The sequence below is a fragment of the Streptomyces sp. NPDC050564 genome, from assembly GCF_044457265.1.
Taxonomy (GTDB): Bacteria; Actinomycetota; Actinomycetes; order Streptomycetales; family Streptomycetaceae; genus Streptomyces.
In genome coordinates, this window is the sequence record NZ_JBITGS010000003.1 from 137,766 (window position 1) to 161,803 (window position 24,038).

The 24,038-nt window shown below is 69.9% G+C and carries 22 protein-coding genes; 2 read left to right on the top strand and 20 right to left on the bottom strand.

The features are described from left to right. Positions 1 to 3: 3 nt before the first annotated feature. Positions 4 to 981: an aspartate carbamoyltransferase catalytic subunit gene (locus tag ACIBK0_RS06465; protein WP_399076286.1), complete on the bottom strand. Its 978-nt coding sequence runs from the start codon at positions 979 to 981 to the stop codon at positions 4 to 6. Between the two features lie 90 nt (positions 982 to 1,071). Continuing rightward, positions 1,072 to 1,662 carry a bifunctional pyr operon transcriptional regulator/uracil phosphoribosyltransferase PyrR gene (gene pyrR / locus ACIBK0_RS06470; RefSeq protein WP_399076288.1) on the bottom strand — a complete coding sequence of 197 codons (591 nt, stop codon included), beginning with the start codon at positions 1,660 to 1,662 and terminating at the stop codon, positions 1,072 to 1,074. 253 nt (positions 1,663 to 1,915) lie between these two features. On the opposite strand from pyrR, the gene bldD reads away from it, so the two are divergent. Next, a complete protein-coding gene (bldD, locus tag ACIBK0_RS06475) occupies positions 1,916 to 2,416 on the top strand; it encodes a transcriptional regulator BldD (RefSeq protein ID WP_067366005.1) in 501 nt (166 codons plus the stop codon). Between the two features lie 209 nt (positions 2,417 to 2,625). Here the strand turns inward: bldD and nusB are convergent, their stop codons facing one another. The 15 genes from nusB to ACIBK0_RS06550 form a co-directional block, all read right to left on the bottom strand. Further along, positions 2,626 to 3,060, bottom strand: a complete 435-nt coding sequence (gene nusB, locus ACIBK0_RS06480) for a transcription antitermination factor NusB (protein WP_399076291.1) — start codon at positions 3,058 to 3,060, stop codon at positions 2,626 to 2,628. Positions 3,061 to 3,062: 2 nt separating this feature from the next. Continuing rightward, positions 3,063 to 3,629: an elongation factor P gene (efp, locus tag ACIBK0_RS06485; protein ID WP_010988257.1), complete on the bottom strand. Its 567-nt coding sequence runs from the start codon at positions 3,627 to 3,629 to the stop codon at positions 3,063 to 3,065. Positions 3,630 to 3,688: 59 nt separating this feature from the next. Continuing rightward, complete coding sequence (locus tag ACIBK0_RS06490; protein ID WP_399076293.1) at positions 3,689 to 4,795, bottom strand: M24 family metallopeptidase; 1,107 nt, start codon at positions 4,793 to 4,795, stop codon at positions 3,689 to 3,691. Between the two features lie 72 nt (positions 4,796 to 4,867). Then, on the bottom strand, positions 4,868 to 5,767 hold the full coding sequence (locus tag ACIBK0_RS06495; RefSeq protein WP_399076295.1) for a Pro-rich N-terminal domain-containing protein: 900 nt from the start codon (positions 5,765 to 5,767) through the stop codon (positions 4,868 to 4,870). A 318-nt stretch (positions 5,768 to 6,085) separates the two neighbouring features. After that, positions 6,086 to 7,177 (bottom strand): 3-dehydroquinate synthase, encoded by a 1,092-nt coding sequence (aroB, locus tag ACIBK0_RS06500; protein WP_399076297.1) that lies wholly within the window; start codon positions 7,175 to 7,177, stop codon positions 6,086 to 6,088. Next, positions 7,174 to 7,656 carry a shikimate kinase gene (locus tag ACIBK0_RS06505; protein ID WP_399076732.1) on the bottom strand — a complete coding sequence of 161 codons (483 nt, stop codon included), beginning with the start codon at positions 7,654 to 7,656 and terminating at the stop codon, positions 7,174 to 7,176. Before ACIBK0_RS06505 ends, aroB begins: the two co-directional genes overlap by 4 nt. Positions 7,657 to 7,685: 29 nt before the next feature. Then, positions 7,686 to 8,870, bottom strand: coding sequence for a chorismate synthase (aroC, locus tag ACIBK0_RS06510; RefSeq protein WP_399076299.1), 1,185 nt, complete (start codon positions 8,868 to 8,870; stop codon positions 7,686 to 7,688). Between the two features lie 215 nt (positions 8,871 to 9,085). Further along, entirely contained in the window at positions 9,086 to 9,544 is a 459-nt protein-coding gene (locus ACIBK0_RS06515) for a (2Fe-2S)-binding protein (RefSeq protein ID WP_383746246.1), read from the bottom strand. Between the two features lie 48 nt (positions 9,545 to 9,592). Then, the gene (locus ACIBK0_RS06520; protein ID WP_399076302.1) at positions 9,593 to 11,800 is read right to left on the bottom strand and encodes a molybdopterin cofactor-binding domain-containing protein; all 2,208 of its coding nucleotides are present in this window, start codon (positions 11,798 to 11,800) and stop codon (positions 9,593 to 9,595) included. A 137-nt stretch (positions 11,801 to 11,937) separates the two neighbouring features. Further along, entirely contained in the window at positions 11,938 to 12,777 is an 840-nt protein-coding gene (locus ACIBK0_RS06525) for a shikimate dehydrogenase (protein WP_399076304.1), read from the bottom strand. Continuing rightward, positions 12,758 to 14,530: an endolytic transglycosylase MltG gene (mltG, locus tag ACIBK0_RS06530; RefSeq protein ID WP_399076307.1), complete on the bottom strand. Its 1,773-nt coding sequence runs from the start codon at positions 14,528 to 14,530 to the stop codon at positions 12,758 to 12,760. Before mltG ends, ACIBK0_RS06525 begins: the two co-directional genes overlap by 20 nt. Positions 14,531 to 14,653: 123 nt before the next feature. After that, positions 14,654 to 15,118, bottom strand: a complete 465-nt coding sequence (ruvX, locus tag ACIBK0_RS06535) for a Holliday junction resolvase RuvX (protein ID WP_189188023.1) — start codon at positions 15,116 to 15,118, stop codon at positions 14,654 to 14,656. An 11-nt stretch (positions 15,119 to 15,129) separates the two neighbouring features. Beyond that, a complete protein-coding gene (alaS, locus tag ACIBK0_RS06540) occupies positions 15,130 to 17,802 on the bottom strand; it encodes an alanine--tRNA ligase (RefSeq protein WP_399076309.1) in 2,673 nt (890 codons plus the stop codon). Then, a complete protein-coding gene (locus tag ACIBK0_RS06545; RefSeq protein WP_399076311.1) occupies positions 17,802 to 18,152 on the bottom strand; it encodes a DUF6167 family protein in 351 nt (116 codons plus the stop codon). The genes alaS and ACIBK0_RS06545 overlap by 1 nt, the downstream gene beginning before the upstream one ends. Before the next feature lie 7 nt (positions 18,153 to 18,159). Then, entirely contained in the window at positions 18,160 to 18,594 is a 435-nt protein-coding gene (locus ACIBK0_RS06550) for a DUF948 domain-containing protein (protein ID WP_189188020.1), read from the bottom strand. 159 nt (positions 18,595 to 18,753) lie between these two features. On the opposite strand from ACIBK0_RS06550, the gene ACIBK0_RS06555 reads away from it, so the two are divergent. Then, a complete protein-coding gene (locus ACIBK0_RS06555) occupies positions 18,754 to 20,925 on the top strand; it encodes an ATP-binding protein (RefSeq protein WP_399076313.1) in 2,172 nt (723 codons plus the stop codon). 30 nt (positions 20,926 to 20,955) lie between these two features. Here the strand turns inward: ACIBK0_RS06555 and rpsD are convergent, their stop codons facing one another. From rpsD to ACIBK0_RS06570, 3 genes are all read right to left on the bottom strand, one after another. After that, entirely contained in the window at positions 20,956 to 21,570 is a 615-nt protein-coding gene (gene rpsD / locus ACIBK0_RS06560) for a 30S ribosomal protein S4 (protein ID WP_362021045.1), read from the bottom strand. Positions 21,571 to 21,943: 373 nt separating this feature from the next. After that, complete coding sequence (locus ACIBK0_RS06565; RefSeq protein WP_399076316.1) at positions 21,944 to 23,299, bottom strand: replication-associated recombination protein A; 1,356 nt, start codon at positions 23,297 to 23,299, stop codon at positions 21,944 to 21,946. Between the two features lie 59 nt (positions 23,300 to 23,358). After that, positions 23,359 to 23,994 carry a vitamin K epoxide reductase family protein gene (locus ACIBK0_RS06570; protein ID WP_399076319.1) on the bottom strand — a complete coding sequence of 212 codons (636 nt, stop codon included), beginning with the start codon at positions 23,992 to 23,994 and terminating at the stop codon, positions 23,359 to 23,361. Positions 23,995 to 24,038 lie beyond the last annotated feature (44 nt).

Sequence of the window (24,038 nt, forward strand, 5' to 3'; positions counted from 1 at the left end):
TTCTTACTTCTCCTCGGTACGGGTGTGGGTGACGGCGGGCTCGTTGCCGCCAAGGAGCAGGTACAGGACGGCCATCCGGATCGAGACGCCGTTGGCGACCTGCTCGACGACGGTGCAGCGCTCGGAGTCGGCGACCTCGGCGGTGATCTCCATGCCGCGGACCATCGGGCCGGGGTGCATCACGATCGCGTGCTCGGGCATCTTCGCCATGCGGTCGCCGTTGAGGCCGTAGCGCCGCGAGTACTCGCGCTCGGTGGGGAAGAACGCCGCGTTCATCCGCTCGCGCTGCACGCGCAGCATCATCACCGCGTCGGACTTGGAGAGCGTGCTGTCGAGGTCGTACGAGATCTCGCAGGGCCAGGTCCCGACGCCGACCGGCACCAGGGTCGGCGGAGCGACGAGGGTGACCTCGGCGCCGAGGGTGTGCAGCAGATCGACGTTCGAGCGGGCGACCCGGCTGTGCAGGACGTCGCCGACGATCGTGATGCGCTTGCCGGACAGGTCCTGGCCGATCCCGGCGTCCCGGCCGACCAGACGGCGGCGCATGGTGAAGGCGTCGAGCAGGGCCTGCGTGGGGTGCTGGTGGGTGCCGTCACCGGCGTTGATGACGGCGGCGTCGATCCAGCCGGAGGTGGCGAGCCGGTAGGGGGCACCGGAGGCGCCGTGCCGGATGACGACGGCGTCGACGCCCATGGCTTCGAGGGTCTGGGCGGTGTCCTTCAGGGATTCACCCTTGGAGACGCTCGATCCCTTGGCGGTGAAGTTGATGACGTCCGCGGAGAGGCGCTTCTCGGCGGCTTCGAAAGAGATCCTGGTGCGGGTCGAGTCCTCGAAGAAGAGGTTGACGACGGTGCGGCCGCGCAGGGTCGGCAGCTTTTTGATCGGCCGGTCGGCGACCCGGGCCATCTCCTCGGCGGTGTCGAGGATCAGGACGGCGTCGTCGCGGGTGAGGTCGGCGGCCGAGATGAGATGACGCTGCATCTGTCAGGCTCCGTAAGGCAGTTCAGTTCGGGAGGATTCGGGCAGGCAGGGCGCGCTCAGGGGCGTACGACAGTGGCGTACGCCGGAGGGCTACTGCTGTGCGTCCGAGGAGGTCCGCTTCGCACCGAGCAGCACGGTGTCGCGACCGTCCTCCTCGGCGAGCTGGACCTTGACCGTCTCCCGCAACGACGTGGGGAGGTTCTTGCCGACGTAGTCGGCGCGGATGGGCAGTTCGCGGTGACCGCGGTCGACGAGGACCGCGAGCTGCACGGCGCGCGGGCGGCCGATGTCGTTCAGCGCGTCGAGCGCCGCGCGAATGGTGCGGCCGGAGAAGAGCACGTCGTCGACGAGGACGACCAGGCGGCCGTCGATGCCGTCACCGGGAATCTCGGTGCGGGCCAGCGCACGCGGCGGATGCATGCGCAGGTCGTCGCGGTACATGGTGATGTCGAGGGAGCCGACCGGGATCTTGCGGTCGGTGATCTCTTCGAGCTTGTCGGCCAGCCTGCGGGCCAGGAAGACGCCTCGGGTCGGAATGCCGAGGAGCACCACGTCGTCCGCGCCCTTGGCGCGCTCGACGATCTCGTGGGCGATGCGGGTCAGCACCCGCGCGATGTCGGGGGCTTCGAGAACGGGCCGCGCATCGGCTTCGTAACTCTGCTTGTCCTGCTCTGTGTCCATACGAAACGGACCTCCTTCTCCGCCTCACGGGACGGATCATTAAAGGACGTCGGAATTGCGCCATCCACGGTACCAGCCCGGCAACGCGCCTGATCACCACCCTTCAAGCCACCGCCGGTGACTCCCACGGAAGGGTCGGTCCGGACCATTCGGCTTGACGGGGGAGAGTAACGCTGCGTAACCTCACTGTGAGTCACAAGAGTCACCAGCCGCGCGGCGGAGCCGCACGTTGATACAGCGTCCGGGGAGCTATATGTCCAGCGAATACGCCAAACAGCTCGGGGCCAAGCTCCGCGCCATCCGCACCCAGCAGGGCCTTTCCCTCCACGGCGTAGAGGAGAAATCCCAGGGACGCTGGAAGGCGGTCGTGGTCGGTTCGTACGAGCGCGGCGACCGCGCCGTCACCGTGCAGCGCCTCGCCGAGCTGGCGGACTTCTACGGGGTTCCGGTGCAGGAGCTGCTGCCGGGCACCACGCCGGGCGGGGCCGCCGAGCCGCCGCCGAAGCTGGTCCTGGACCTGGAGCGGCTGGCCCATGTGCCGGCCGAGAAGGCGGGTCCTCTGCAGCGTTACGCGGCGACGATCCAGTCCCAGCGCGGTGACTACAACGGCAAGGTGCTGTCGATCCGCCAGGACGACCTGCGCACCCTCGCCGTCATCTACGACCAGTCGCCCTCGGTCCTCACCGAGCAGCTGATCAGCTGGGGTGTCCTGGACGCGGACGCGCGCCGCGCCGTCTCCCACGACGAGGGCTGACCCCTTCGGACAGCTCAGCAGAAACGTGCCGCCGGGGTGGCCGGAACTTCATCGTTCCGGCCACCTCGGCGGCTTTCTGTGCGCCTCGGGAGCCTCATGCGTACCGGAATGCCAAAGGGCCCGCAGCGTCTGCTGCGGGCCCTTTGTGACGGCTTCTGGGGGCGGAGCCAACGGTTTCCCTGTTCGCACCCGCCCTACCGGCGGAGCGCCTACGCCTCGTCCCGGCGGAGCGACGGCTTCAGGTCCTTCAGCCGGCCGAGCAGGCCGTTCACGAACGAGGGCGACTCGTCCGTGGAGAACTCCTTCGCCAGCTGCACCGCCTCGTCGAGCACCACGGCGTCCGGGGTCTCGTCGACCCAGATCAGCTCGTAGGCACCGAGGCGCAGGATGTTGCGGTCGACGACCGGCATCCTGTCCAGCGTCCAGCCGACGGCGTACTGCGCGAGCAGCTCGTCGATCCGGGCCGCCTTCTTGGCATAGCCCTCGACCAGCTGCATCGTGTACTCGCTCACCGGCGGCTGCCGGGTGTCGGACCGGGAGTGCCGGATCCAGTCCGCGAGGACCGTCAGGACGTCCACGCCGCGCTGGTCGCCCTCGAAGAGGATCTGGAAGGCGCGCTTGCGGGCCGTGTTGCGGGCAGCCACGGTTAGCTGTTCACCCGGCCGAGGTAGTCGCTGGTGCGGGTGTCGACCTTGATCTTCTCACCGGTGGTGATGAAGAGCGGGACCTGGATCTGGTGGCCGGTCTCCAGGGTGGCGGGCTTGGTGCCACCCGTGGAGCGGTCGCCCTGGACGCCCGGCTCGGTCTCCTGGATGACCAGCTCGACGGCGGCGGGCAGCTCGACGAAGAGCACCTCGCCCTCGTGCTGGGCGACGGTGGCCGTGAAGCCCTCGATCAGGAAGTTGGCGGCATCGCCGACGGACTTGCGGTCGACCATCAGCTGGTCGTACGTGTCCATGTCCATGAAGACGAAGTACTCGCCGTCCATGTACGAGAACTGCATGTCGCGCTTGTCGATCGTGGCCGTCTCGACCTTGACGCCGGCGTTGAACGTCTTGTCGACGACCTTGCCGGAGAGCACGTTCTTCAGCTTGGTGCGCACGAAGGCCGGGCCCTTGCCGGGCTTGACGTGCTGGAACTCGACGACGGACCAGAGCTGGCCTCCGTCGAGCTTGAGCACCAGGCCGTTCTTGAGGTCGTTCGTGGAAGCCACGGTTGCGGAATCTCCTGGACTGACGTGGACGACCCCGGGACACGCGCGTAGCTCGAAGGCTAGAGCGCGAGCAGTTCCTTGGTCGTGATGGTGAGTAGCTCGGGTCCGCCGTCCGCCTCGGGGCGTACGACGAGCGTGTCATCGATCCGGACACCGCCCCGGCCCGGGAGGTGGACCCCCGGTTCGACGGTGACCGGCACGCAAGCGTCCAGTTTACCCATGGCTGCGGGAGCCAGCTGCGGGTCCTCGTCGATTTCGAGCCCCACACCGTGCCCGGTCAGCGGTGGAAGGCCTTCCGCATAGCCCGCGGAGTCCAGTACCTGGCGGGCCGCTCGGTCCACGTCACGGTAGGCGGCGCCGGGTGCCAGCGACTCCCGTCCGGCGCGCTGGGCGGCGAAGACGAGGTCGTACAACTCGATCTGCCAGTCGGCCGGCGAGGTGCCGATCACGAAGGTACGGCCGATCTCGCAGCGGTAGCCGCGGTAGGTCGCGCCCAGGCAGACGGAGAGGAAGTCGCCCTCCTCGACCCGCCGGTCGGTGGGCCGGTGGCCACGCCGCCCCGAGTTCGGGCCGGTGCCGACCGAGGTCGCGAACGCCGGGCCGTCGGCGCCGTGGTCGACGAGGCGGCGCTCCAGCTCCAGCGCGAGATGGCGTTCCGTGCGGCCGACCAGGATGGATTCGAGGAGCTCGCCCAGGGCCTGGTCGGCGATCTCGGCGCCGATCCGCAGACAGGAGATCTCCTCCTCGTCCTTGATCACCCGCAGCTGTTCCACCGCACCGCCCAGGTCGCCGAGGCGCAGCCGTGGGGCCACCGAGCCGATGGCGCGGTGCCGGGTCACGGTCAGGTGGTGCTCCTCGACCGCGAGGGACTCGGCGCCCTGGGCCGCGGCGACATCGGCGGCGGCAACGGCGGCATCACCGCCGGCACGCGGCAGCACCTGCACCCGCAACGCCTCGTCGGGACGTCCTTCGCCGGCCTCGCCGCTCGGCGGGCCGGCGCACAGCAGCAGATCCTCGCCCCTGCCCAGCAGGAGCACGGCACCACGCGGCGCCGCGCCGGCGAGATACCTCACGTTGGCGGGGCGGGTGACGAGCGCCGTCGCACTGCCGCCCGCCGTACAGCGCTCTCGGACCCGCTCTCTGCGGGCCGCGTACACCTCTGGCATGAAACGAGCCTACGAGCGGTGGCCGGATGTCGCCGTTTCAGAGGGGCCGGACGGGCGGTGCGGGTGAGGGGACTACCACTGGGGCGGGCTGGCGATCGACCGGGCGAGCACGTCGTCCAGGACGCGGGCCGTGGCCGGTACGTCGAGCTGCGAGTTGTCGATGATGGGCAGCCCGGAGCCGTACCAGCCGGCCATCCGGCCGTGGATCCGGGCGACTTCCTCGTCGGTGAGGCGGCGGTTTCCGGAGCGCTCGGCGTTGCGCTCCAGGACTATCTCCAGACCCGGGAGCAGAACGACCGGCAGCAGGCCGGGACCGACGTGCCGCTTCCAGCCACCGAGACCGACGACCGGGCGGTCCGGGAAGACCGCGTCGTCGAGGATGCAGGAGATGCCGTTGGCCAGGAAGTTCCGCGCGGCGAAGCCGCAGGTGCGGCGGGCCAGTCGGTACTGCGCCTCCGAATGATCGTTCCACCCCGACTGCGGGTCCGCGAAACCCGAGCGCACCCATTCGCGTACGTCGTCGAGGCTGATGTGCGCGGTGGGCACCCGGCGGTGGTCCGCCCAGTACTTGGCGACGCTGGTCTTTCCGGCGCCCGCGGGGCCGATGAGCAGCACCGCGAGCGTGGTGGCTGTGGGGTCGGACGCGCCCGCGGCGGGCGGCGGCGACGGCATGGCGACGGGGCCGCCCGGGGGCAGCTGCACATGCCCGGTCGTGTCCGGCGTGGGAGGCACGGGAGCGTGGTGTGCGGGCTGCGCGGCGTGGTGCGGAGGCTGCTGCGGAGCGTGGTGCTGGGGCGCGTGATGCGGGACCTGCGTGGGAGGGACCCCGGGAGGCAGGGGCGCTCCGGTGAAACCGGGAGCGGGTGCGGGACCCGGGTGTCCCGGGTGCTGTCCGGTCGGCGACCAGTCGGCGGCCGTTCCCTGCCCCGGCTGGTGGGGCGGCGGCAGCGGAGCCCCCACTGCGTGCTGCATCCGGTGCCACTCCGTCTCGTGTCTTTTGGCTCGTTCGCCTTCGGGACGCCTCAGCCGGTGTCTGGAGGGCGACCGTGCTCAGCCCTTCGGGCCTTTGGGCACTCGCCCTCTCGACACCGACGCGTCCCTTCGGCTCACTCGCGTCAGGCAATTGGCGCTGGACGAACGGGGCCTCGGTCCCGCTCGCTACCGAACGGTACCTTCCCCGGCCGCCGTTGTGTGAACGGCCGGGGAACGTGCGAAGTGCCCGTGAGCGAGGGGCAAAACGGACCAAGTGTGGGCCCGTCGGGAGTTACCCGCCCCGTTCGCCGAGGGCCGTCACTCCCCGACTTCGCCGTACGCGGCGAGCAGCACGGCCGGGTCCGGGCCTTCCAGGACCGTCGGCTTGGCAAGGCCGTCGAGGACGATGAAGCGCAGCAGGTCGCCGCGGGACTTCTTGTCGACCTTCATGTTCTCCAGGAGCTTGGGCCACTGGTCGTAGCGGTAGCTCAGCGGGAGGCCGACAGACTCCAGGATCGTGCGGTGACGGTCGGCCGTCGCGTCGTCCAACCGGCCCGCCAGACGGCCGAGTTCGGCGGCGAAGTGCATGCCGACGGAGACGGCCGCGCCGTGCCGCCACTTGTAGCGCTCGTTCTTCTCGATGGCGTGCGCGAGCGTGTGCCCGTAGTTGAGGATCTCGCGCAGCCCGGACTCCTTGAGGTCGCCGGAGACGACCTCGGCCTTCACCTTGATGGAGCGCTCGATGAGCTCCGCGGTGTGCGGGCCGGCCGGGGTGCGGGCGGCCTGCGGGTCCTCCTCGATCAGCTCCAGGATCACCGGGTCGGCGATGAATCCGGCCTTGATGATCTCCGCGAGCCCGGACACGAAGTCGTTGACCGGCAGCGAGTCGAGCGCGGCCAGGTCGCAGAGCACGCCCGCGGGCGGGTGGAAGGAGCCCACCAGGTTCTTGCCCTCGGCGGTGTTGATGCCGGTCTTGCCGCCGACCGCCGCGTCCACCATGGCGAGCACGGTCGTGGGGACGGCGATCCAGCGCACCCCGCGCAGCCAGGTCGCCGCGACGAAGCCGGCCAGGTCGGTGGTGGCGCCGCCGCCGACACCGACGATGACGTCGGTGCGGGTGAAGCCGGACTGGCCGAGTGCCTTCCAGCAGTAGGCGGCGACCTCGGCGGTCTTGGCCTCCTCCGCGTTCGGCACCTGGATGGCGACGGCCTCGAAGCCCTGTCCTGCCAGGTCGGCCCGGAGCGCCTCGCCGGTCTCGGCGAGCGCCTCGGGGTGGATCACCGCGACGCGCTTGGCCCTGTCGCCGATCAACTCGCCCAGCTCGCCGAGGAGTTGACGGCCGACCAGGACCTCGTAGGGGTCGGTGCCCGCGGTACCGCCGACCTGGATACGGGTCACAGCCTCGCTCATGCTTCCTTCAACTCCAGTGCGTCGAGGACCGCCTGGGCGACCTCTTCGGGGGTACGGCCGTCGGTGGCCACGACCGCGCGGGCGACTTCGGTGTACAGGTGGCGGCGCGCCTCCATCAGGTCGCGCCACTGCCGGCGCGGGTTGACGGCCAGCAGCGGACGTGCGGCGTTGAGGCCGGTGCGCTTGACCGCCTCCTCGACGTCCATCGAGAGGTAGACGACCCGGTGCCCGGCGAGCAGCGCACGGGTGTCCTCGTCGAGGATCGCGCCGCCGCCGAGCGCGAGGACGCCGTCGTGCTCGGCGAGCGCCTTGTGCACGGCCCGCTTCTCGATCGCGCGGAAGACCGGCTCGCCCTCGTCGACGAAGATGTCGGCGATGGTGCGGCCCTGCTCGGCCACGATGTCGTCGTCCGTGTCCCGGTAGACGCAGCCGAGCCGCTCGGCGACCAGTGCGCCCACCGTGGACTTGCCGACCCCCATCGGGCCGACGAGGACGACGCTCGGAGCGGTCACCGCACGACCAGGTTGTCGAGGTACGACCGGACGTTGCGGCGGGTCTCGGGGACGCTGTCGCCGCCGAACTTCTCGGCGACCGCGTCCGCGAGGACGAGGGCCACCATCGCCTCGGCGACGATGCCGGCGGCCGGGACCGCGCAGACGTCGGAGCGCTGGTGATGGGCCTTGGCGGCCTCGCCGGTGGCGACGTCGATAGTGGCGAGCGCGCGCGGCACGGTCGCGATCGGCTTCATCGCGGCGCGCACGCGCAGCAGCTCACCGGTGGTCAGCCCGCCCTCGGTGCCGCCCGAGCGGCCGGAGGTGCGCCGGATGCCCTCGTCGGTGTGGACGATCTCGTCGTGCGCCTTGGAGCCGGGCACCCGTGCAAGCTCGAAGCCGTCGCCGACCTCGACACCCTTGATGGCCTGGATGCCCATGAGCGCGGCCGCGAGCCGGGCGTCGAGACGCCGGTCCCAGTGCACGTGCGAGCCGAGACCCACCGGCACGCCGTACGCCAGCACCTCGACCACGCCACCGAGCGTGTCGCCGTCCTTGTGGGCCTGGTCGATCTCCGCAACCATCGCCTTCGACGCGTCGGCGTCGAGGCAGCGCACCGGGTCGGCGTCGAGCTTCTCGACGTCCGAGGGCTTGGGGTAGACGCCGTAGGGCGCCTTCGCCGCGGCCAGTTCGACGACGTGCGAGACGATCTCGATCCCGGCCGTCTCCTTCAGGTACGAGCGGGCCACCGCGCCCAGCGCCACGCGGGCCGCGGTCTCACGGGCGGAGGCGCGCTCCAGGATCGGCCGGGCCTCGTCGAAGCCGTATTTCTGCATGCCCGCGAGGTCGGCATGGCCGGGCCGGGGCCGGGTCAGCGGGGCGTTGCGGGCCACGTCGGCGAGGATCTCCGGGGCGACCGGGTCGGCCGCCATGACCTGCTCCCACTTGGGCCACTCGGTGTTGCCGACCATGATGGCCACCGGCGAGCCGAGGGTGAGGCCGTGCCGTACGCCGCCGAGGAAGGTGACCTCGTCGCGCTCGAACTTCATCCGGGCACCGCGTCCATAGCCCAGGCGCCGCCGGGCGAGGTGGTCCGCCACCATCTCCGTGGTGATCGGCACGCCGGCGGGAAGGCCCTCCAGCGTCGCGACAAGTGCGGGACCGTGGGACTCCCCCGCGGTCAGCCAGCGCAACCTGCTCAACGGTGCTCCTCATGCTCGCGCCCTGGTACTGCTGCTGCGTACGCGCGTCCTCGCGTACGGCGACGGCGCGACCGGGTGCGCGGCCCTGGCCCGCCACCTCCGATCCTCCCACGTCTCGGCCCGGGATCCGGTCGCAGGTCCATCAGGCGGACGGACCCTGTCAGCTGGTGCGGCCCCGTGTGCGCCCCGCCATCGCCTCATCCGCGCCGCCGCCGTCACGCCATTCGTGCCGCCGCGCTCTTGATCGCCTCGCGGATGCGGAAGTACGTGCCGCAGCGGCAGACGTTCGCGATCTCGTCGATGTCGGCGTCCGTGGGGTTCTTCGTACGCTTCAGCAGGGCGACGGCCGCCATGATCTGACCGGGCTGGCAGTAGCCGCACTGGGCCACGTCCTGCTCCAGCCAGGCCTCCTGGACGGGGTGCAGCCGGTCGCCGTCCGCGAGCCCCTCGATGGTGGTGACCTCGCGGCCCGCGGCCTCGGCGACCGGAACCACGCAGGGACGCACGGCCTCGCCGTCGAGATGGCTGGTGCAGGCCTTGCAGACGTCGATGCCGCAGCCGTACTTGGGGCCGCGGACGCCGAGCAGATCGCGCAGTGCCCAGAGCAGCGGCAGGTCGTCGGGGGCGTCGACGGTGACGGTCTTCCCGTTGACGGTGAAGGTGTGGGAGGGCATGGAAGCTCGTGCTCCTCGAGACGAAGGGACGGCAGGCGGACAACGGGGTCAGCGCGGGAAGGGGGTGAAGTCGACGTCGAAGTTCACGGGGAAGCGGCGCGGCCTGGTGCCGGTGGCCCGCGCGTAGGCGTTGGCGATGGCACCCACGGCCGCCGGAACACCCAGCTCACCCGCGCCGCCCGGCTCGTGGTCCGTCGGCAGGACGAAGATCCGTACGTCCTTCGGGGAGTCCTTCTGGCGTGCGTAGTGGAACTGCGAGTAGCTCGCTTCCAGCGGGAGCCCCTTGTCGATGTGCAGTCCCGCCCGCAGCGTGGTGGAGATCGCGTCCGTGAGTCCGCCGAGCAGTTGTGCCTCCAGTCCGCGCGGATTGATCGGCCGCCCCACATCCGCCGCGATGACCGCCTTCGTCACCCGCGGCTTCCCGGGATCGGTGGCGTCGATCTCGACGAGGCAGGCGGTGCAGGACTTGTACTCGTCGTGGAACCCGACGCCCTGGGCCCAGCCGGACGGCAGGGTCCGCCCCCAGCCGCCCTCCTCGGCGACCTTGTCGAGCACGGCGCGCTGCCGGTCCGTCTTGAGGAAGGAGCGGCGGAAGGCGACCGGATCCCGGCCGAGCTCGGCCGCCAGTTCGTCGACGACGATCTCCTCGGCGCCCCGTGTGTTGGCCGAGTACACCGAGCGCCACGATCCCGTGTGCATCTTCAACGGCACTTCGGTGAGCGCCTGGGTCGTGACACCGAAGTTGTACGGGGACTTCACCGTGGTCAGGAAAAGGGTCTGCGCGAAGGTCGCGTTGCCGAGGCCGGTGGGCAGTGCGGCCGCGGCGGCGGTGATCGCGTCCCCGAGACCGTGCCGGAAGTCGGTCTCCACCGCGGCGACCTGGTGAACGAAGGTGAGCACCTGCCCCGCCGCGTAGGTGGCACGGATCCGGTGGTGGGTCGCGGGCCGCATCCGCCCGTGCCGCGTGTCGTCGATCCGCGACCACATCAGCCGCACCGGACGACCGCTCTTCTTGGACACCACGGCGGCCTCCAGGGCCGCGTCGTAGAACAGCCGGCGCCCGAAGGAGCCGCCCGACTGCACCACGTGGACCTTGACCTTGCTCACCGGCAGTCCGACGGCCTGGGCGATGGCCGCCTGGGCGACGATCGGCGACTTCATGCCCGACCAGATCTCGGCCCCGTCGGCCCGTACATCGGCCACGGCGGAGTTGGTCTCCATCGGCGCGTGGCTGACGAACGCGAAGTCGAACTCGGCGTCCACCTTCTTGACCAGGAGCCCGAGCAGATCCAGGGACGGCGTCGCCGCCTTCAGCTTCGCGCGGATGTCGTCGTCCGAGAGCGCGTCGACCGTGCCGCCGCCCCAGGTGACCTCCAGGGCGTTCTTGCCGTCGAGTGCCTGGCCGAAGGTCTCGGCGACCACGGCGACACCGGTGTCGATGGTGACCACGTCCAGGACGCCGGGCATGGCACGTACGACGGCCTCGTTGTCGACCGACTTCACCGTGCCGTTGATGCTCGGCGGCCGGCGCACCATACAGGGCTTGGCGCCGGGGACGTCGAGATCGAGCGTGTACGCCTGCCTGCCGGTGACGAGCGCGCGGGCGTCCAGGCGGGAGGTGGGGGTGCCGACGAGGGTGTGCTCGGACTCCTTCTTGGGTGTGCCGGTCAGCGAGCCCAGGTCGAGGGAGGCGGCAGCCGCCGACAGCGTGCCGTAGGAAGCGGTGCGGCCGTCGGGGGCGGTCACCACTCCTTGACGAACCGTCAAGTCATCGGCGTTCAGGCCCCATTGTTTCGCGGCCGCGCCCACCATACGGGCCCGCGCGGCCGCTGCCGTGTGCCGTACCGGGTCGTACAGCGACCGGATGGAGTTGGAGCTGCCGGTCAGCTGGTTGAACAGCAACTCGGGTCGGGCGTCCTCCAGTTGGACGCGTACGCGGTCGAGCGGCGTGTCCAGCTCCTCGGCCACCAGCATGGCCACCGCCGTGGTCAGGCCCTGCCCGACCTCCTCCCGCGGCAACCGGAAGTGCACGATGCCGTCCTCGTCCACGCTCAGGACCAGCATGCCCGCGGTGGGCTTGCCCGCCAGGATGAGCAGATCACCTAGGTCGATCAGATCCGCCGGCGCCGGCGGTGTGGGAATCGCCGCCTCCGCGGTGTCGGGACCGATGGCGTCCAGACCGATCCTGGTCGCCACGGCCAAGGCGGGCGCGGCCACCAGGTAGGTGAGGAAGGCGCGCCGGGCGTGTCCAGTCATGGGGGCTCCGTTCACGCGCCCGTCGCCGTCGTCGGGCCGCCCGGAGATCTTTACCGGAGGTAAGTCCCGCACTCAAGAGCGCACACATGATCGGACCATCAGTCGCCAACCCCTCACAGGCACCCCCTGCCGAACCTCTACCGGGCGGCGAGCGCGTGCTCGCCCGCCTTCCGCATGGCGTCGAGCGGCGCCGGCGAACGCCCGGTCATCTGCTCGACCTGGAGTACCGCCTGATGCACCAGCAGGTCGAGACCGCTGACCACGGCACCGCCGTACGCGGACCAGCGCGCCGCGAGGGACGTGGGCCACGGGTCGTACAGCACGTCGAAGAGGGTCGAGGGCCGCCCCGGGACGGCGGCGGCGAGCGCGTCCGTGGTCCCGGCCGGGGTCGTGGCGATCACCAGCGGTGCCCGCAGCGCCTGCTCCGCGTCCGCCCAGTCCTCGGTCCGCACCTCGACGTCGAGCCGCTCGCCCCACTGCCGCATCTCGGCAGCGCGCGCCTCACTGCGGACGTAGGCGACGACTTCACCGGTGCAGACGCGGGCGAGCGCCGCCAGCGCCGACGAGGCGGTAGCGCCCGCGCCGAGGACGGCCGCGGAGTCCACCTCCTCGATCCCCCGCTCACGCAGGGCGGCGACCATCCCGGGGATGTCCGTGTTGTCGCCCACGCGTCGGCCGTCCTGCGTGAACACCACCGTGTTGACCGCCTCGACCGAGGCGGCCGTGTCGGTGATCTCGTCGAGCAGCGGAATCACCGCACGCTTGAGCGGCATGGTCAATGACAACCCGGCCCACTCCGGCCCGAGTTCTCCCAAGAACCCGGGCAGCGCCTCCTCGTCGACCTCGAAACGGTCGTACGACCAGTCGCCGAGCCCCAGCTCCTTGTACGCGGTCCGGTGCAGCACCGGGGAGAGGGAGTGGGCGATCGGAGAACCGAGTACGGCAGCCCGGCGGGCGTCAGTTGCCCGAGCTTTCATTGAATTTGTCCTTGAGCCTCTGGAATTCGGCGTACGTCTTGGCGAATTCGGTGTTGTTCTGACCGTCGGTCGCCACGAAGTAGATCCAGCCGTCGCTCGTCGGGTTGAGCGCCGCCCTCAATGCGTCATCACCCGGGTTGCCGATCGGTCCGGGCGGCAGACCCTTCTGCGTGTACGTGTTGTACGGGTCCTTGTTGCTGTTGATCTCGGACTCGCTGATGTGGATCTTACTCTGGCCCTTCAAGTAGTTGAAGGTCGAGTCGAACTGGAGCAGCCGGTTGGTCTCGGTATTGGTGGACTTCAGGCGGTTGTAGACGACCTCGGCCATCTTCCGGAAGTCGTCATGGGTCTTTCCTTCGGCCTGGACGAGGCTCGCGACCGTGACAAGCTGCAACGGGTTGTCCAGGTCGAAGTCCTTGGCCTTCGCCGCGAGGTCCAACGCGTTGTACTTCGCGGTGGCCTGCGCCACCATCTTCTTCAGTACGTCCTCGGCCTTCATACCCTTCGCCGCGGGGTATGTGGCCGGGTAGAGGAATCCTTCCAGCGGATCCTTGATAAAGCGGTTGCTGTTCGCCCAGGAGGGGAGTCCGAGACTCTTGTAGTCCTTCTTGGCAACCTTCGCGGTGGTGCCCTTGGCGAGTTCGAGCTTCTTGTCGATATCCGCATAGACAACCGCGTTGCGCCGCCCCGGGGCGACGATCACGTTGGCCTGGCTCTTGGGGTCGAGCATCAATTTGACGGCGCTCGCTGCCGACATTTCCTTCTTCAGCAGATAGGCGCCCGCCTGGATCATTTTTCCATTGGGATTGTTCTGCTGAGCCGACACGAAGGCGTCGACGCTTTTGACGACGCCGGCATCCTTCAGCTTCTTGCCGATGTCGTAGCCGCCCGCCCCCGAAGGAATCTCGACCGGCACCTGTCCCGTGCCGTCGCCCGCATAGTCGGGCGCCGGGCCGAAACGATTCTGATAGAACTGATACCCGAAATATCCGACTCCGCCGAGCCCGCCTCCGAAGACCAGCACGACCACCAGGCAGGCGCAGCCGCTGCGGCGCTTCTTGCCCTTGGCGCCGCCCTTGCCGCGCCGGTCACCACGGCCGCGGCCGGACTTCGGATCGTCGTCGAAGTCGTCGTCATCGTCGCCGCCACCGGCGAAGAAGGCGTGTTCGCCCTGGTCGGGTCCCGGATCCCAGTCCGTCTGCAGTTCGGGTTCGGCGCGCCGGCGAGCGGGCGGCTCCGGCGGCGGGTAGGCGTCGGGGGTGCCGTAGAAGTCGGGCTGCTCACCGTTGTACTGGGCCGCGTAGGGGTCGGCCGGATCGGCGGCGTACGGGACGTGCGGGTGCGTCCCCGTGCTCCAGCCGCCCTCGTGGTACTGCTGCTGCCCCTGACCGCCGTACTGCTGTTGTCCCTGGTCGACGTACTGCTGCTGGCCCTGGCCGTTGTACTGGTGCTGCGCCTGGTCCGCGTACTGCGGGTGCCCCTGAGTGGGAAACTGCTGCTGGCCCTGGTTCTGGTACTGCTGCTGCCCCTGGTTGTGATACTGCTGCTGGTCGTGGCCGTAGCCGCCCTGCTGGCCCGTGCCCCAGTCGCCGTACTGCGCCTGCTGCTGTTGCGGCTGCTGCGGATGGTGCTGCGGCTGGCCGCCGTAGGGGGACTGGCCGTCGGCGGCCTGTCCTCCCCATCCGCCGTCCCCGTACAACGGGTCCTCCGGATGCCACGGTTCGGAGCCTGCGCCCCGGCCATACTCAGTCATCGATCCCCTACGAGCCGCGAGGCGGTGGCTGCTGGCGCTTGTGGCACGGCTCCCGTCCGCCTCTTTGCTGTGCGGCGGCTGTTCGAACACCACCGCATCGCGCGGAACGTTACCGTATCGCGATCAGATGACCACTTCGACGCCCTCGCCGGGAGACGTACCTGACACCCGTTCGGATTCCAGGGCCTGCTGCAGAATGATGACGGCGGCCGCCTGGTCGATCACCGACCTGCCCTTTTTGGACTTCACGCCCGAGGCCCGCAGGCCCTGACTGGCCGTCACTGTGGTCATCCTCTCGTCCACGAGCCGCACGGGAACGGGGGCGATCCCCCGGGCGAGCTCCTGGGCGAAGGCGCGGACCTTCACCGCGGCCGGACCCTCGCCCCCCTTGAGGGAGCGAGGGAGTCCGACGACGACCTCGATCGGCTCGTACTCCTCGACAAGTTGCCTGAGCCGACGATGGGCGGCCGGGATGTCACGCCCCGGGACCGTCTCCACCGGTGTCGCGAGGATCCCGTCGGGGTCGCACGAGGCGACCCCGATGCGGGCGTCCCCGACATCGATGGCGAGACGACGTCCTCTACGCATGTCCCTGGGCCTTACTTGGCCGTCTCGGCGACCAGGCGCTCGACCGCGTCGATGGCCTCGCCGATGGCGGCCGGGTTCTGGCCGCCGCCCTGGGCGACGTCCGGCTTGCCGCCACCGCCGCCGCCGAGGGTCTTGGCGGCGGCGCGGACCAGGTCACCGGCCTTGAGGCCGCGCTCGCGGGCGGCCTCGTTGGTGGCGATGACCGTCAGCGGCTTGCCATTGGCCACGGCGAACAGGGCGACCGCGGCGGCCCGGCCGCCCTGGATGCGGCCGCGCACGTCGAGGACCAGCTTGCGCAGGTCGTCGGCGGTGGTGCCGTCCGGGACCTGGCCGGTGACCAGGGCGACGCCGTGCACGTCCTTGGCGGACTCGACGAGACCGGCGGCGGCCTGCAGGACCTTCTCCGCGCGGAACTTCTCGATCTCCTTCTCGGCGTCCTTCAGCTTGCCGAGCATGGCGGAGATCTTCTCCGGGAGCTCCTCCGGACGGCCCTTGACCAGCTCCTGGAGCTGGGCGACGACCGTGTGCTCGCGGGCCAGGAAGTTATAGGCGTCGACGCCTACCAGGGCCTCGATGCGGCGGACACCGGAGCCGATCGACGACTCACCGAGCAGCTTCACCAGGCCCAGCTGGGCGGTGTTGTGGACGTGCGTGCCGCCACACAGCTCCTTGGAGAAGTCGCCGATGGTGACGACGCGGACCCGCTCGCCGTACTTCTCTCCGAACTCGGCGATGGCGCCCTGCTTCTTGGCCTCGTCGATGCTCATGATCTCGGCCTGGACGTCCAGGTCGCGGGCGAGCACCTCGTTGATCTGCTGCTCGACATCGGTCATCACGGCGGTCGGTACGGCGGACGGGGAGCCGAAGTCGAAGCGGAAGCGGCCGGGCTGGTTCTCCGAACCGGCCTGGGCGGCCGTCGGGCCGAGGGCGTCGCGCAGGGCCTGGTGCGTGAGGTGCGTGGCCGAGTGGGCACGGGCGATGGCCTTGCGACGGCGTACGTCGATGGAGGCCTGGGCCTTGGCGCCGACGGTGACCTCGCCGACCTGGACGACGCCCTTGTGGACGTACACCCCAGGCACCGGCTTCTGACAGTCGCGGATCTCGACGATGGCACCGGTGTCCACCTTGATGCGACCGGTGTCGCCGATCTGACCGCCGCCCTCGGCGTAGAACGGGGTGCGGTCGAGGACGATCTCGACCTCGTCGCCCTCGGTGGCGGCGGGCGACGAGGCACCGTCGACCAGGATGCCGACGATCGTCGACTCGCCCTCGGTGCGGTCGTAGCCGACGAAGTCGGTCTCACCGGCGGCGTCGGCGATCTGGCGGTAGGCGCCGAGGTCGGCGTGGCCGGTCTTCTTGGCGCGGGCGTCGGCCTTGGCCTGGTCCCGCTGCTGCTTCATCAGGCGCCTGAAGCCGTCCTCGTCCACCGAAAGGCCCTGTTCGGCGGCCATTTCGAGGGTGAGGTCGATCGGGAAGCCCCAGGTGTCGTGGAGCAGGAAGGCCTTGTCGCCGGCGAGGACCGTGCCGCCGGACTCCTTGGTGTCGGTGATGGCCGTGTCGAGGATGTTCGTGCCGGCCTTCAGCGTCTTGAGGAAGGCGGCCTCCTCGGCGAGGGCCACGGTCTCGATGCGCTTGCGGTCGGAGACGAGCTCCGGGTACTGCTGGCCCATCATCGCGATGACCGTGTCGATCAGGTCCTTCACGACCGGACCGGTGGCGCCGAGCAGGCGCATGTTGCGGATGGCGCGGCGCATGATGCGGCGCAGCACGTAGCCGCGGCCCTCGTTGCCGGGGGTCACTCCGTCGCCGATGAGCATGACGGATGTGCGCATGTGGTCGGTGACCACGCGCAGCGAGACGTCGGAGTCGTGGGCGGCGCCGTACTCGACACCGGTCAGCTCGGTGGCCTTCTTGATGACGGCCATGGAGGTGTCGATCTCGTACATGTTCTGCACGTCCTGCAGAATCATGGCGAGGCGTTCCATGCCGAGGCCGGTGTCGATGTTCTTGCTGGGCAGCTCGCCGAGGATCTCGAAGTCCTCCTTCGAGGTGCCCTCGCCGCGCTCGTACTGCATGAAGACCAGGTTCCAGATCTCCACGTACCGCTCATCGTTGACGGCCGGGCCGCCCTCGACGCCGAACTCGGGGCCGCGGTCGTAGTTGATCTCGGAACACGGACCACAGGGGCCCGGGACGCCCATGGACCAGTAGTTGTCCTTCTTACCGAGGCGCTGGATGCGCTCGGCCGGGACGCCGATCTTGTCGCGCCAGATGGCCTCGGCCTCGTCGTCCTCGAGGTAGACCGTGATCCACAGGCGCTCCGGGTCGAGCCCGTAACCACCCTTGTCCTGGGGCGTGGTGAGCAGCTCCCAGGCGTAGGTGATGGCGCCTTCCTTGAAGTAGTCGCCGAAGGAGAAGTTGCCGCACATCTGGAAGAACGTGCCGTGCCGGGTGGTCTTGCCGACCTCTTCGATGTCGGGCGTGCGCACGCACTTCTGCACGCTGGTGGCGCGCGACCACGGCGGCTTGACCTCACCGAGGAAGTACGGCTTGAAGGGGACCATGCCGGCGGGGACGAGGAGCAGAGTCGGGTCGTCCGCGATGAGCGACGCCGAAGGGACGACGGCGTGACCGCGCTCCTCGTAGAAGCTCAACCAGCGGCGGCGGATTTCAGCCGACTCCATCAGTGGTCCTCATTCCGGTTGTACGAGTACGTCGACCTCTCGACGTACGTCGGGTTCTTGCTGTACTTCGGGTTGTCGCTGTTCTCGATGGCGGCGACGCGCCGGGGGGCGGGCAGGTCGGGACGGGTGTTGAGCCCGAGCGCCTCGTCGAGTTCGGCCTCCCGCTGTGCCATGCCGTCGCGGACGTCGAGCGCGAAGTCCTTGAGCCGGTGGCCCGCCTCGATCGCCTTGTTCGCGGCCTGCGCCGCGAGGCTTTCGGGGGTCAGCTGCCTGAGCTTGCGGTTGACCTTGGTGGTGGCCCACACACCCGCGGCTGCGCCGGCGGTGAACCAGAACGTACGGCGGAACATCGCTGCGTCAGTCCTTCTTCCGCTTTCCCCGTCGCGCGGACGGGACGGTGCGGCCCACGATCACGGTACGCCGGGACGCCTTGTCGGGCACATTCTCACGACGGCCTCCGATGGCCCGGCGCACGCCGTAGCCGAAGGCCGCGACCTTCACCAGGGGGCCGCCGAAGGTGGAGGCGACGGTGGAGGACAGCGCCGAGGCGTTCGACGTGACCTCCTGGACGTCCGACGCGATGGCGTCGACCCGCTCGATCTGTGTCTGTGCGGAGCGCACGGCCGCGGAGGCGTCGGCGAGCAGCGGGACGGCCTGGTCGGTCACGTCCGCGACGAGCTTGGTGGTCGCCCTGAGCGTCTGGGCCAGCCTCGCCAGCGCGACGGCGAGGAAGGAGACCAGGATCGCCCAGAAGACGGCCACCAGGATCCCGGCCACCTCTCCACCGGACACTGTGCACCCGCTCCCTCATGCGTGCCTGAACATCGAAAAGTCGTCCCCCGAGCCTATCGCGCCGGGGCAGCCGCTCCGTACCGCATTAACGGCTGCTCGCAGCCGAGTTGCGCGAAGCGATTGTACGGACCGCTTACGGGTCAGTACGCTCCGTATCCCATGCGAGGTTCTCAGCCCGCCGTCCCTGCGGCACGCGGCAACCTGCCCCTGGAACTCGACGCGTTCGTGGGACGCTCGGCCGAACTCACGCGGCTGACCGAGGCACTGGAGACGGCGCGCCTGGTGACCGTGACGGGCATGGGCGGCGTGGGCAAGTCGCGGCTGGCGGCGCACGCCGCGGCGCGGACGGACGCGGGCGACGGGGCGTGGCGCGTGGAACTGTCCGCGGTGCGCGATCCGAGCCTCGTCGAGTACGCGGCCGTCGAGGCTCTCGGTCTGACCGATCAGACGTGGCGGCCGCTGCGCCGGGTGCTGCTCGACCATCTCGCCGAGCGTCAACTCCTCCTCGTCCTGGACGGGTTCGAGCATCTGGCGGACGTGTGCGCCTCGCTGGTGGGCGAACTGCTGCGGAGCGCGCCCGGGCTTCGCGTGCTGGCCGTGGGGCGCAGACCGCTGGAGGTCGGGGGCGAGCGGCTGTTCCCGTTGGCGCCGCTGAGCGAGCCGGAGGCGGCGCAGCTGTTCGAGGAGCGGGCGGCGGCCCGGGTCCCGGGATTCGCCCTGCACGAGGGCAACCGGTCCGACGTACGGGAGCTGTGCCGGCGCCTGGACGGGATCCCGCTCGCGGTCGAACTGGCGGCGGGGCGGCTGAGCACCCTCTCCCCCGCGCAGCTGCTGAGCCGGTTGGAGGACCGGTTCCGGCTGCTGACGGGCGGCGCGCGTGATGCGCCGCCACGGCACCAGGCCTTACGTACGGCGATCGGCTGGAGTCACGAGTTGTGCTCGCCCGAGGAGCGGCTGCTGTGGGCGCGGCTCTCGGTGTTCGCCGGACGGTTCGACCTGGAGGCCGCCGAGTACGTGTGCAGTGGGGACGGGCTGCACTGCGACGACGTCCTCGACGTGCTGGGCGAACTGCTCGCGCAGTCGGTGCTGTCCCGCGAGGAGACGGCGGCGGGCGTGCGCTACCGCATGCTGGACACGGTGCGGGCGTACGGAGCGGACTGGCTGGAGGCGACGGGCGACGCGGAGCGGCTGCGCCGACGCCACCGCGACTGGTACATGGGCCTGGCCACCTGGTGCGAGCTGGACTGGTTCTCGCCGCGGCAGGGCGACGTCGCCGCGCGCGTCGACACGGAGCTGCCGAATCTGCGCCGCGCACTGGAGCACTGTCTGACCGAGCCGGGCGAGGTCCATCTGGGCCAGTACCTGGCGGGCAGCCTGTGGTTCTACTGGGTCGGCTGCGGCCGGCTGTCGGAGGGCCGGCACTGGCTGGAGCGCAGCCTCGAGCTGTGCGCGCAGGACGGGACGCAGGAACAGGCGCGGCTGAAGGCGTTGTGGGTGCTCGGCTATGTGGCGGTCCTCCAGGGGGACACGGTGCCCGCGCTGTCCGCGCTCCTGGAGTGCCGCGAGGAGGCGGAACGCAGGGGCAACGCGACCGCGGTGGCGTACGCGGAGCACCGCACCGGGTGTCTGGCGCTGGTCACGGACGACATGACGCGTGCCGAAACCCTGCTGCGCTCGGCGCTGGACCGCTATCACGAGATCGGCGAGCTCAACAGCAATGTGCTGATGGGCCAGGTCGAGCTGGCGATGACCCTGGCGTTCCAGGGCGATCTGCCGGGCGCGGTGAGGCTGTGCGAGGACGTCCGCCGGGTCTGTGAGGACCACGGAGAGCGCTGGGCGCTGGCGTACGCGCTGTATGTCCTGGCGTACGAGGCCTTGACCGAGGGGGAAACGGCACGGACCCGGGACCTCCTGGCGGAGTGCCTCGGCATCGCGCACACCTTCCACGATCTGCTCGGCACGGTCCTCTCGGTGGAGTTGCTCGCGCTGGTCACGGCGGTGGAGGGCGATCCGGCCGAGGCCGCGGTGCTGCAGGGGGCGGCGACCCGGATGTGGCCGTCGGTGGGTCTGCCGCTGTTCGGCTCGGCGTACTACAACGCGCCGCACGAGCGGTGCGAGGCCATGGCCCGGGAACGGCTGGGCGACGAGCGCTACGCGGAGTGCCATCGCGCGGGGGCGCGGCTCGGGCAGGAGGCGGCGGTGGCACGGGCGCTGGGGCCGGCCCGGAACGGCCGCACGCTCGGTACGGTGCCCTCGCCGCGCAGGCTTCCCCCGGAAAAGCGCGAGCCCGCCGTCTCCCCCACCTCGAAGGGCGGGGAGACGACGGGCTGACGCGCAGGTGGTGCTACGTCCGCAGGAAGATCAGCGGGCGTAGTACTCGACGACGAGCTGCTCGTCGCAGATCACCGGGATCTCCTTGCGGTTCGGCTCACGGTCCAGGCGGAAGGCCAGGGCGCGGAGGTTCACCTGGAGGTAGCGCGGGGTCTCGCCGTCGGGGGCGAAGCCACCCTCACGCGACACCTGGAAGAGGGTCTTCTCGCGGCTGCGCTCGCGGACCATCACGACGTCGTCGGGACGGACGCGGAACGAGGGCTTGTCGACCTTCTGGCCGTTGACCTCGATGTGGCCGTGAACGACCATCTGGCGGGCCTGGTAGATCGTGCGGGCGATGCCCGAACGCAGGACCAGCGCGTCGAGACGACGCTCCAGCTCGATGATCAGGGCCTCACCGGTCTTGCCCTGGACCTTGGAGGCACGCTCGTAGGCGCGGACGAGCTGGCGCTCGGACACGTCGTACTGCGCGCGCAGACGCTGCTTCTCGAGCAGACGGACCTTGTAGTCCGAGTTCTGCTTGCGGCCACGGCCGTGCTCACCCGGCGGGTAGGGGCGGGCCTCGAAGTACTTGACGGCCTTCGGGGTCAGCGCGATACCGAGGGCACGCGACTTCTTGACCTTGGGGCGGGACTGGTTCGCCATGAACCAAACACCTCATGTTTCTGATGCGAGTACGGCTTCACCAGGGTTAGGGGAGGTCGCAATCCGCAGCCGGGGAAACCCTGCGGGCCCTGACGGACCTGCTGGGCAGCCGCTCCCTGGTCTGGGCACATACGTGCAGCACGCGAGTGGCCCACCGACCGCTCCGGAAGACCGGATGGTGGTGGGCTGCCCGCGACACCTTCGACGGTGCGCGACGCTCCTGGAATCCCTCCGTGGTGGCAGGGGCTCCGGCTGGATGTCCCGTTCTGGTGGTGCCGACCGGAGCCGGACACGGGACGCAGCGCTTCAGTCATCTTACAGGGGGATCAGGAGCGCTTTCGACCAGAGGCCACGGCAACGCCGCCCGGAGGTCTCAGTGCTTTCCCCGGCCGAGGTGCTTCCTGGTCCACTCCACGGCGTCCGCGTACCGCGCCTCGGCGCCGTGCCGGGTCGGCGTGTAGTACTCGCGGTCCTTGAGCTCCTCCGGGGCGTACTGCTGGGCGGCGATCCCCTCGGGCAGGTCGTGCGGATACACGTACCCCTGGGCGTGCCCCAGCTTGGCCGCGCCCTTGTAGTGCCCGTCGCGCAGGTGCACCGGCACGGGTCCCGCGTGTCCCTTGCGTACGTCCTCCATGGCGGCGCCGATCGCCATCGTCGCGGCGTTGGACTTGGGGGCCAGGGCGAGGGCGATGGTGGCGTGGCTGAGGGTGAGCGCAGCCTCGGGGAAGCCGATCATGGCGACTGCCTGGGCGGCGGCCACGGCTATGGGCAGCGCGTTCGGATCGGCGAGGCCGATGTCCTCGCTGGCGGAGATCATGAGGCGGCGGGCGATGAAGCGGGGGTCTTCACCCGCCTCGATCATCCGGGCCAGGTAGTGCAGTGCCGCGTCCACGTCCGAGCCGCGGATGGACTTGATGAGCGCGCTCGCCACGTCGTAGTGCTGGTCGCCGTCGCGGTCGTACTTCACGGCGGCGCGGTCGACCGTCTCCTCCAGGGTCTGGAGGCTGATCTCCGCCTCGCCCTTGTCGAGCGCGGCGCCGGCGGCAGCCTCAAGCGCGGTCAGAGCACGGCGGGCGTCCCCGCCGGCGATCCGCAGCAGGTGCTCCTCGGTGTCCGCGGGAAGCGTGACGGCGTCCTTGAGGCCGCGCTCGTCGGTGAGCGCGCGCTTGACGAGGCCGCGCAGGTCGTCGTCCGTGAGCGGTTCGAGGGTGAGCAGGAGGGAGCGGGAGAGCAGTGGAGAGATCACCGAGAAGTACGGGTTCTCGGTGGTGGCGGCGATCAGGGTCACCCAGCGGTTCTCGACCGCGGGAAGCAGGGAGTCCTGCTGGGCCTTGCTGAAGCGGTGGATCTCGTCGAGGAAGAGGACGGTCTCCTTGCCGAAGCCGCCGGTGGCGCGGCGTGCTCCGTCGATCACCGCGCGTACTTCCTTGACGCCCGCGGTGATCGCCGACAGCTCCACGAAGCGCTTGTTGGTGGCCTTGGACACCACATAGGCGAGGGTCGTCTTGCCGGTGCCGGGCGGGCCCCAGAGGATCACCGAGGACGGTCCGGCCGGGCCGCCGTTCCCCTCGCCGACGAGTCTGCGCAGGGGCGATCCCGGCTTCAGCAGATGCTGCTGGCCCACGACTTCGTCGAGGGTGCGCGGGCGCATCCGTACCGCCAGGGGACTGGCGGACGGGTCCTTCTCCTGGCGTTCTTCTGCCGCGGCGGTGAACAGGTCGGGCTCCACAGGCAAAACCCTATGTCACGCCACTGACAACGCCGCCGGGCCCGCGAGCACAGCGGGGCTCAGCTGGTCCAGAAGTCCCACCAGCGGGTCAGGATCAGCATCCCGATGATCCCGATGTGCAGCACCGGCAGGACCCAGGTGAACTCGCCGAAGAAGCTCTTCAGCCAGCGCGGGGCGGGCAGGAAGTTGTTGCGGATGTTGAACGACGTCACGTACCAGAACATCGTGATCGTGGCGACCCAGGCGAGGGAGCACCACAGGCACAGCGAGTTGATGCGGTACAGCGACTGGAACTGCAGCCAGGTGCAGAAGCCCACCCCGAAGAGCGTGCCGAAGTTGAAGGTCAGCCAGTACCAGCGCGGGAAGGTGGCCCGGGCGAGCAGGCTCATGCCGACGCAGATGACGATGCCGTAGGCGACGAGGCCCAGCATGGGGTTGGGGAACCCGAAGGCCGAGGCCTGGTCGCTCTTCATGATGTTGCCGCAGGAGACGACCGGGTTGAGGCTGCACCCGGGCACGAAGTTCGGGTTCTCCAGCAGCTTGAACTTGTCGATCGTGATGACCCACGCGGCAAGGAGACCGGCCGCACCGGTGATCACCAGCAGCAGGGCGAGCCCACGACTGCCGCCGACCGTCCGGGGAGCGGCGACGCGTTCCTGGTCGGTCGAGACGTCCTTGACTGTCGTCTTGCTCATCACGCCGTTTCCGTAGCTTCGAAGGGGCCTGCGGGCAGGGTCAT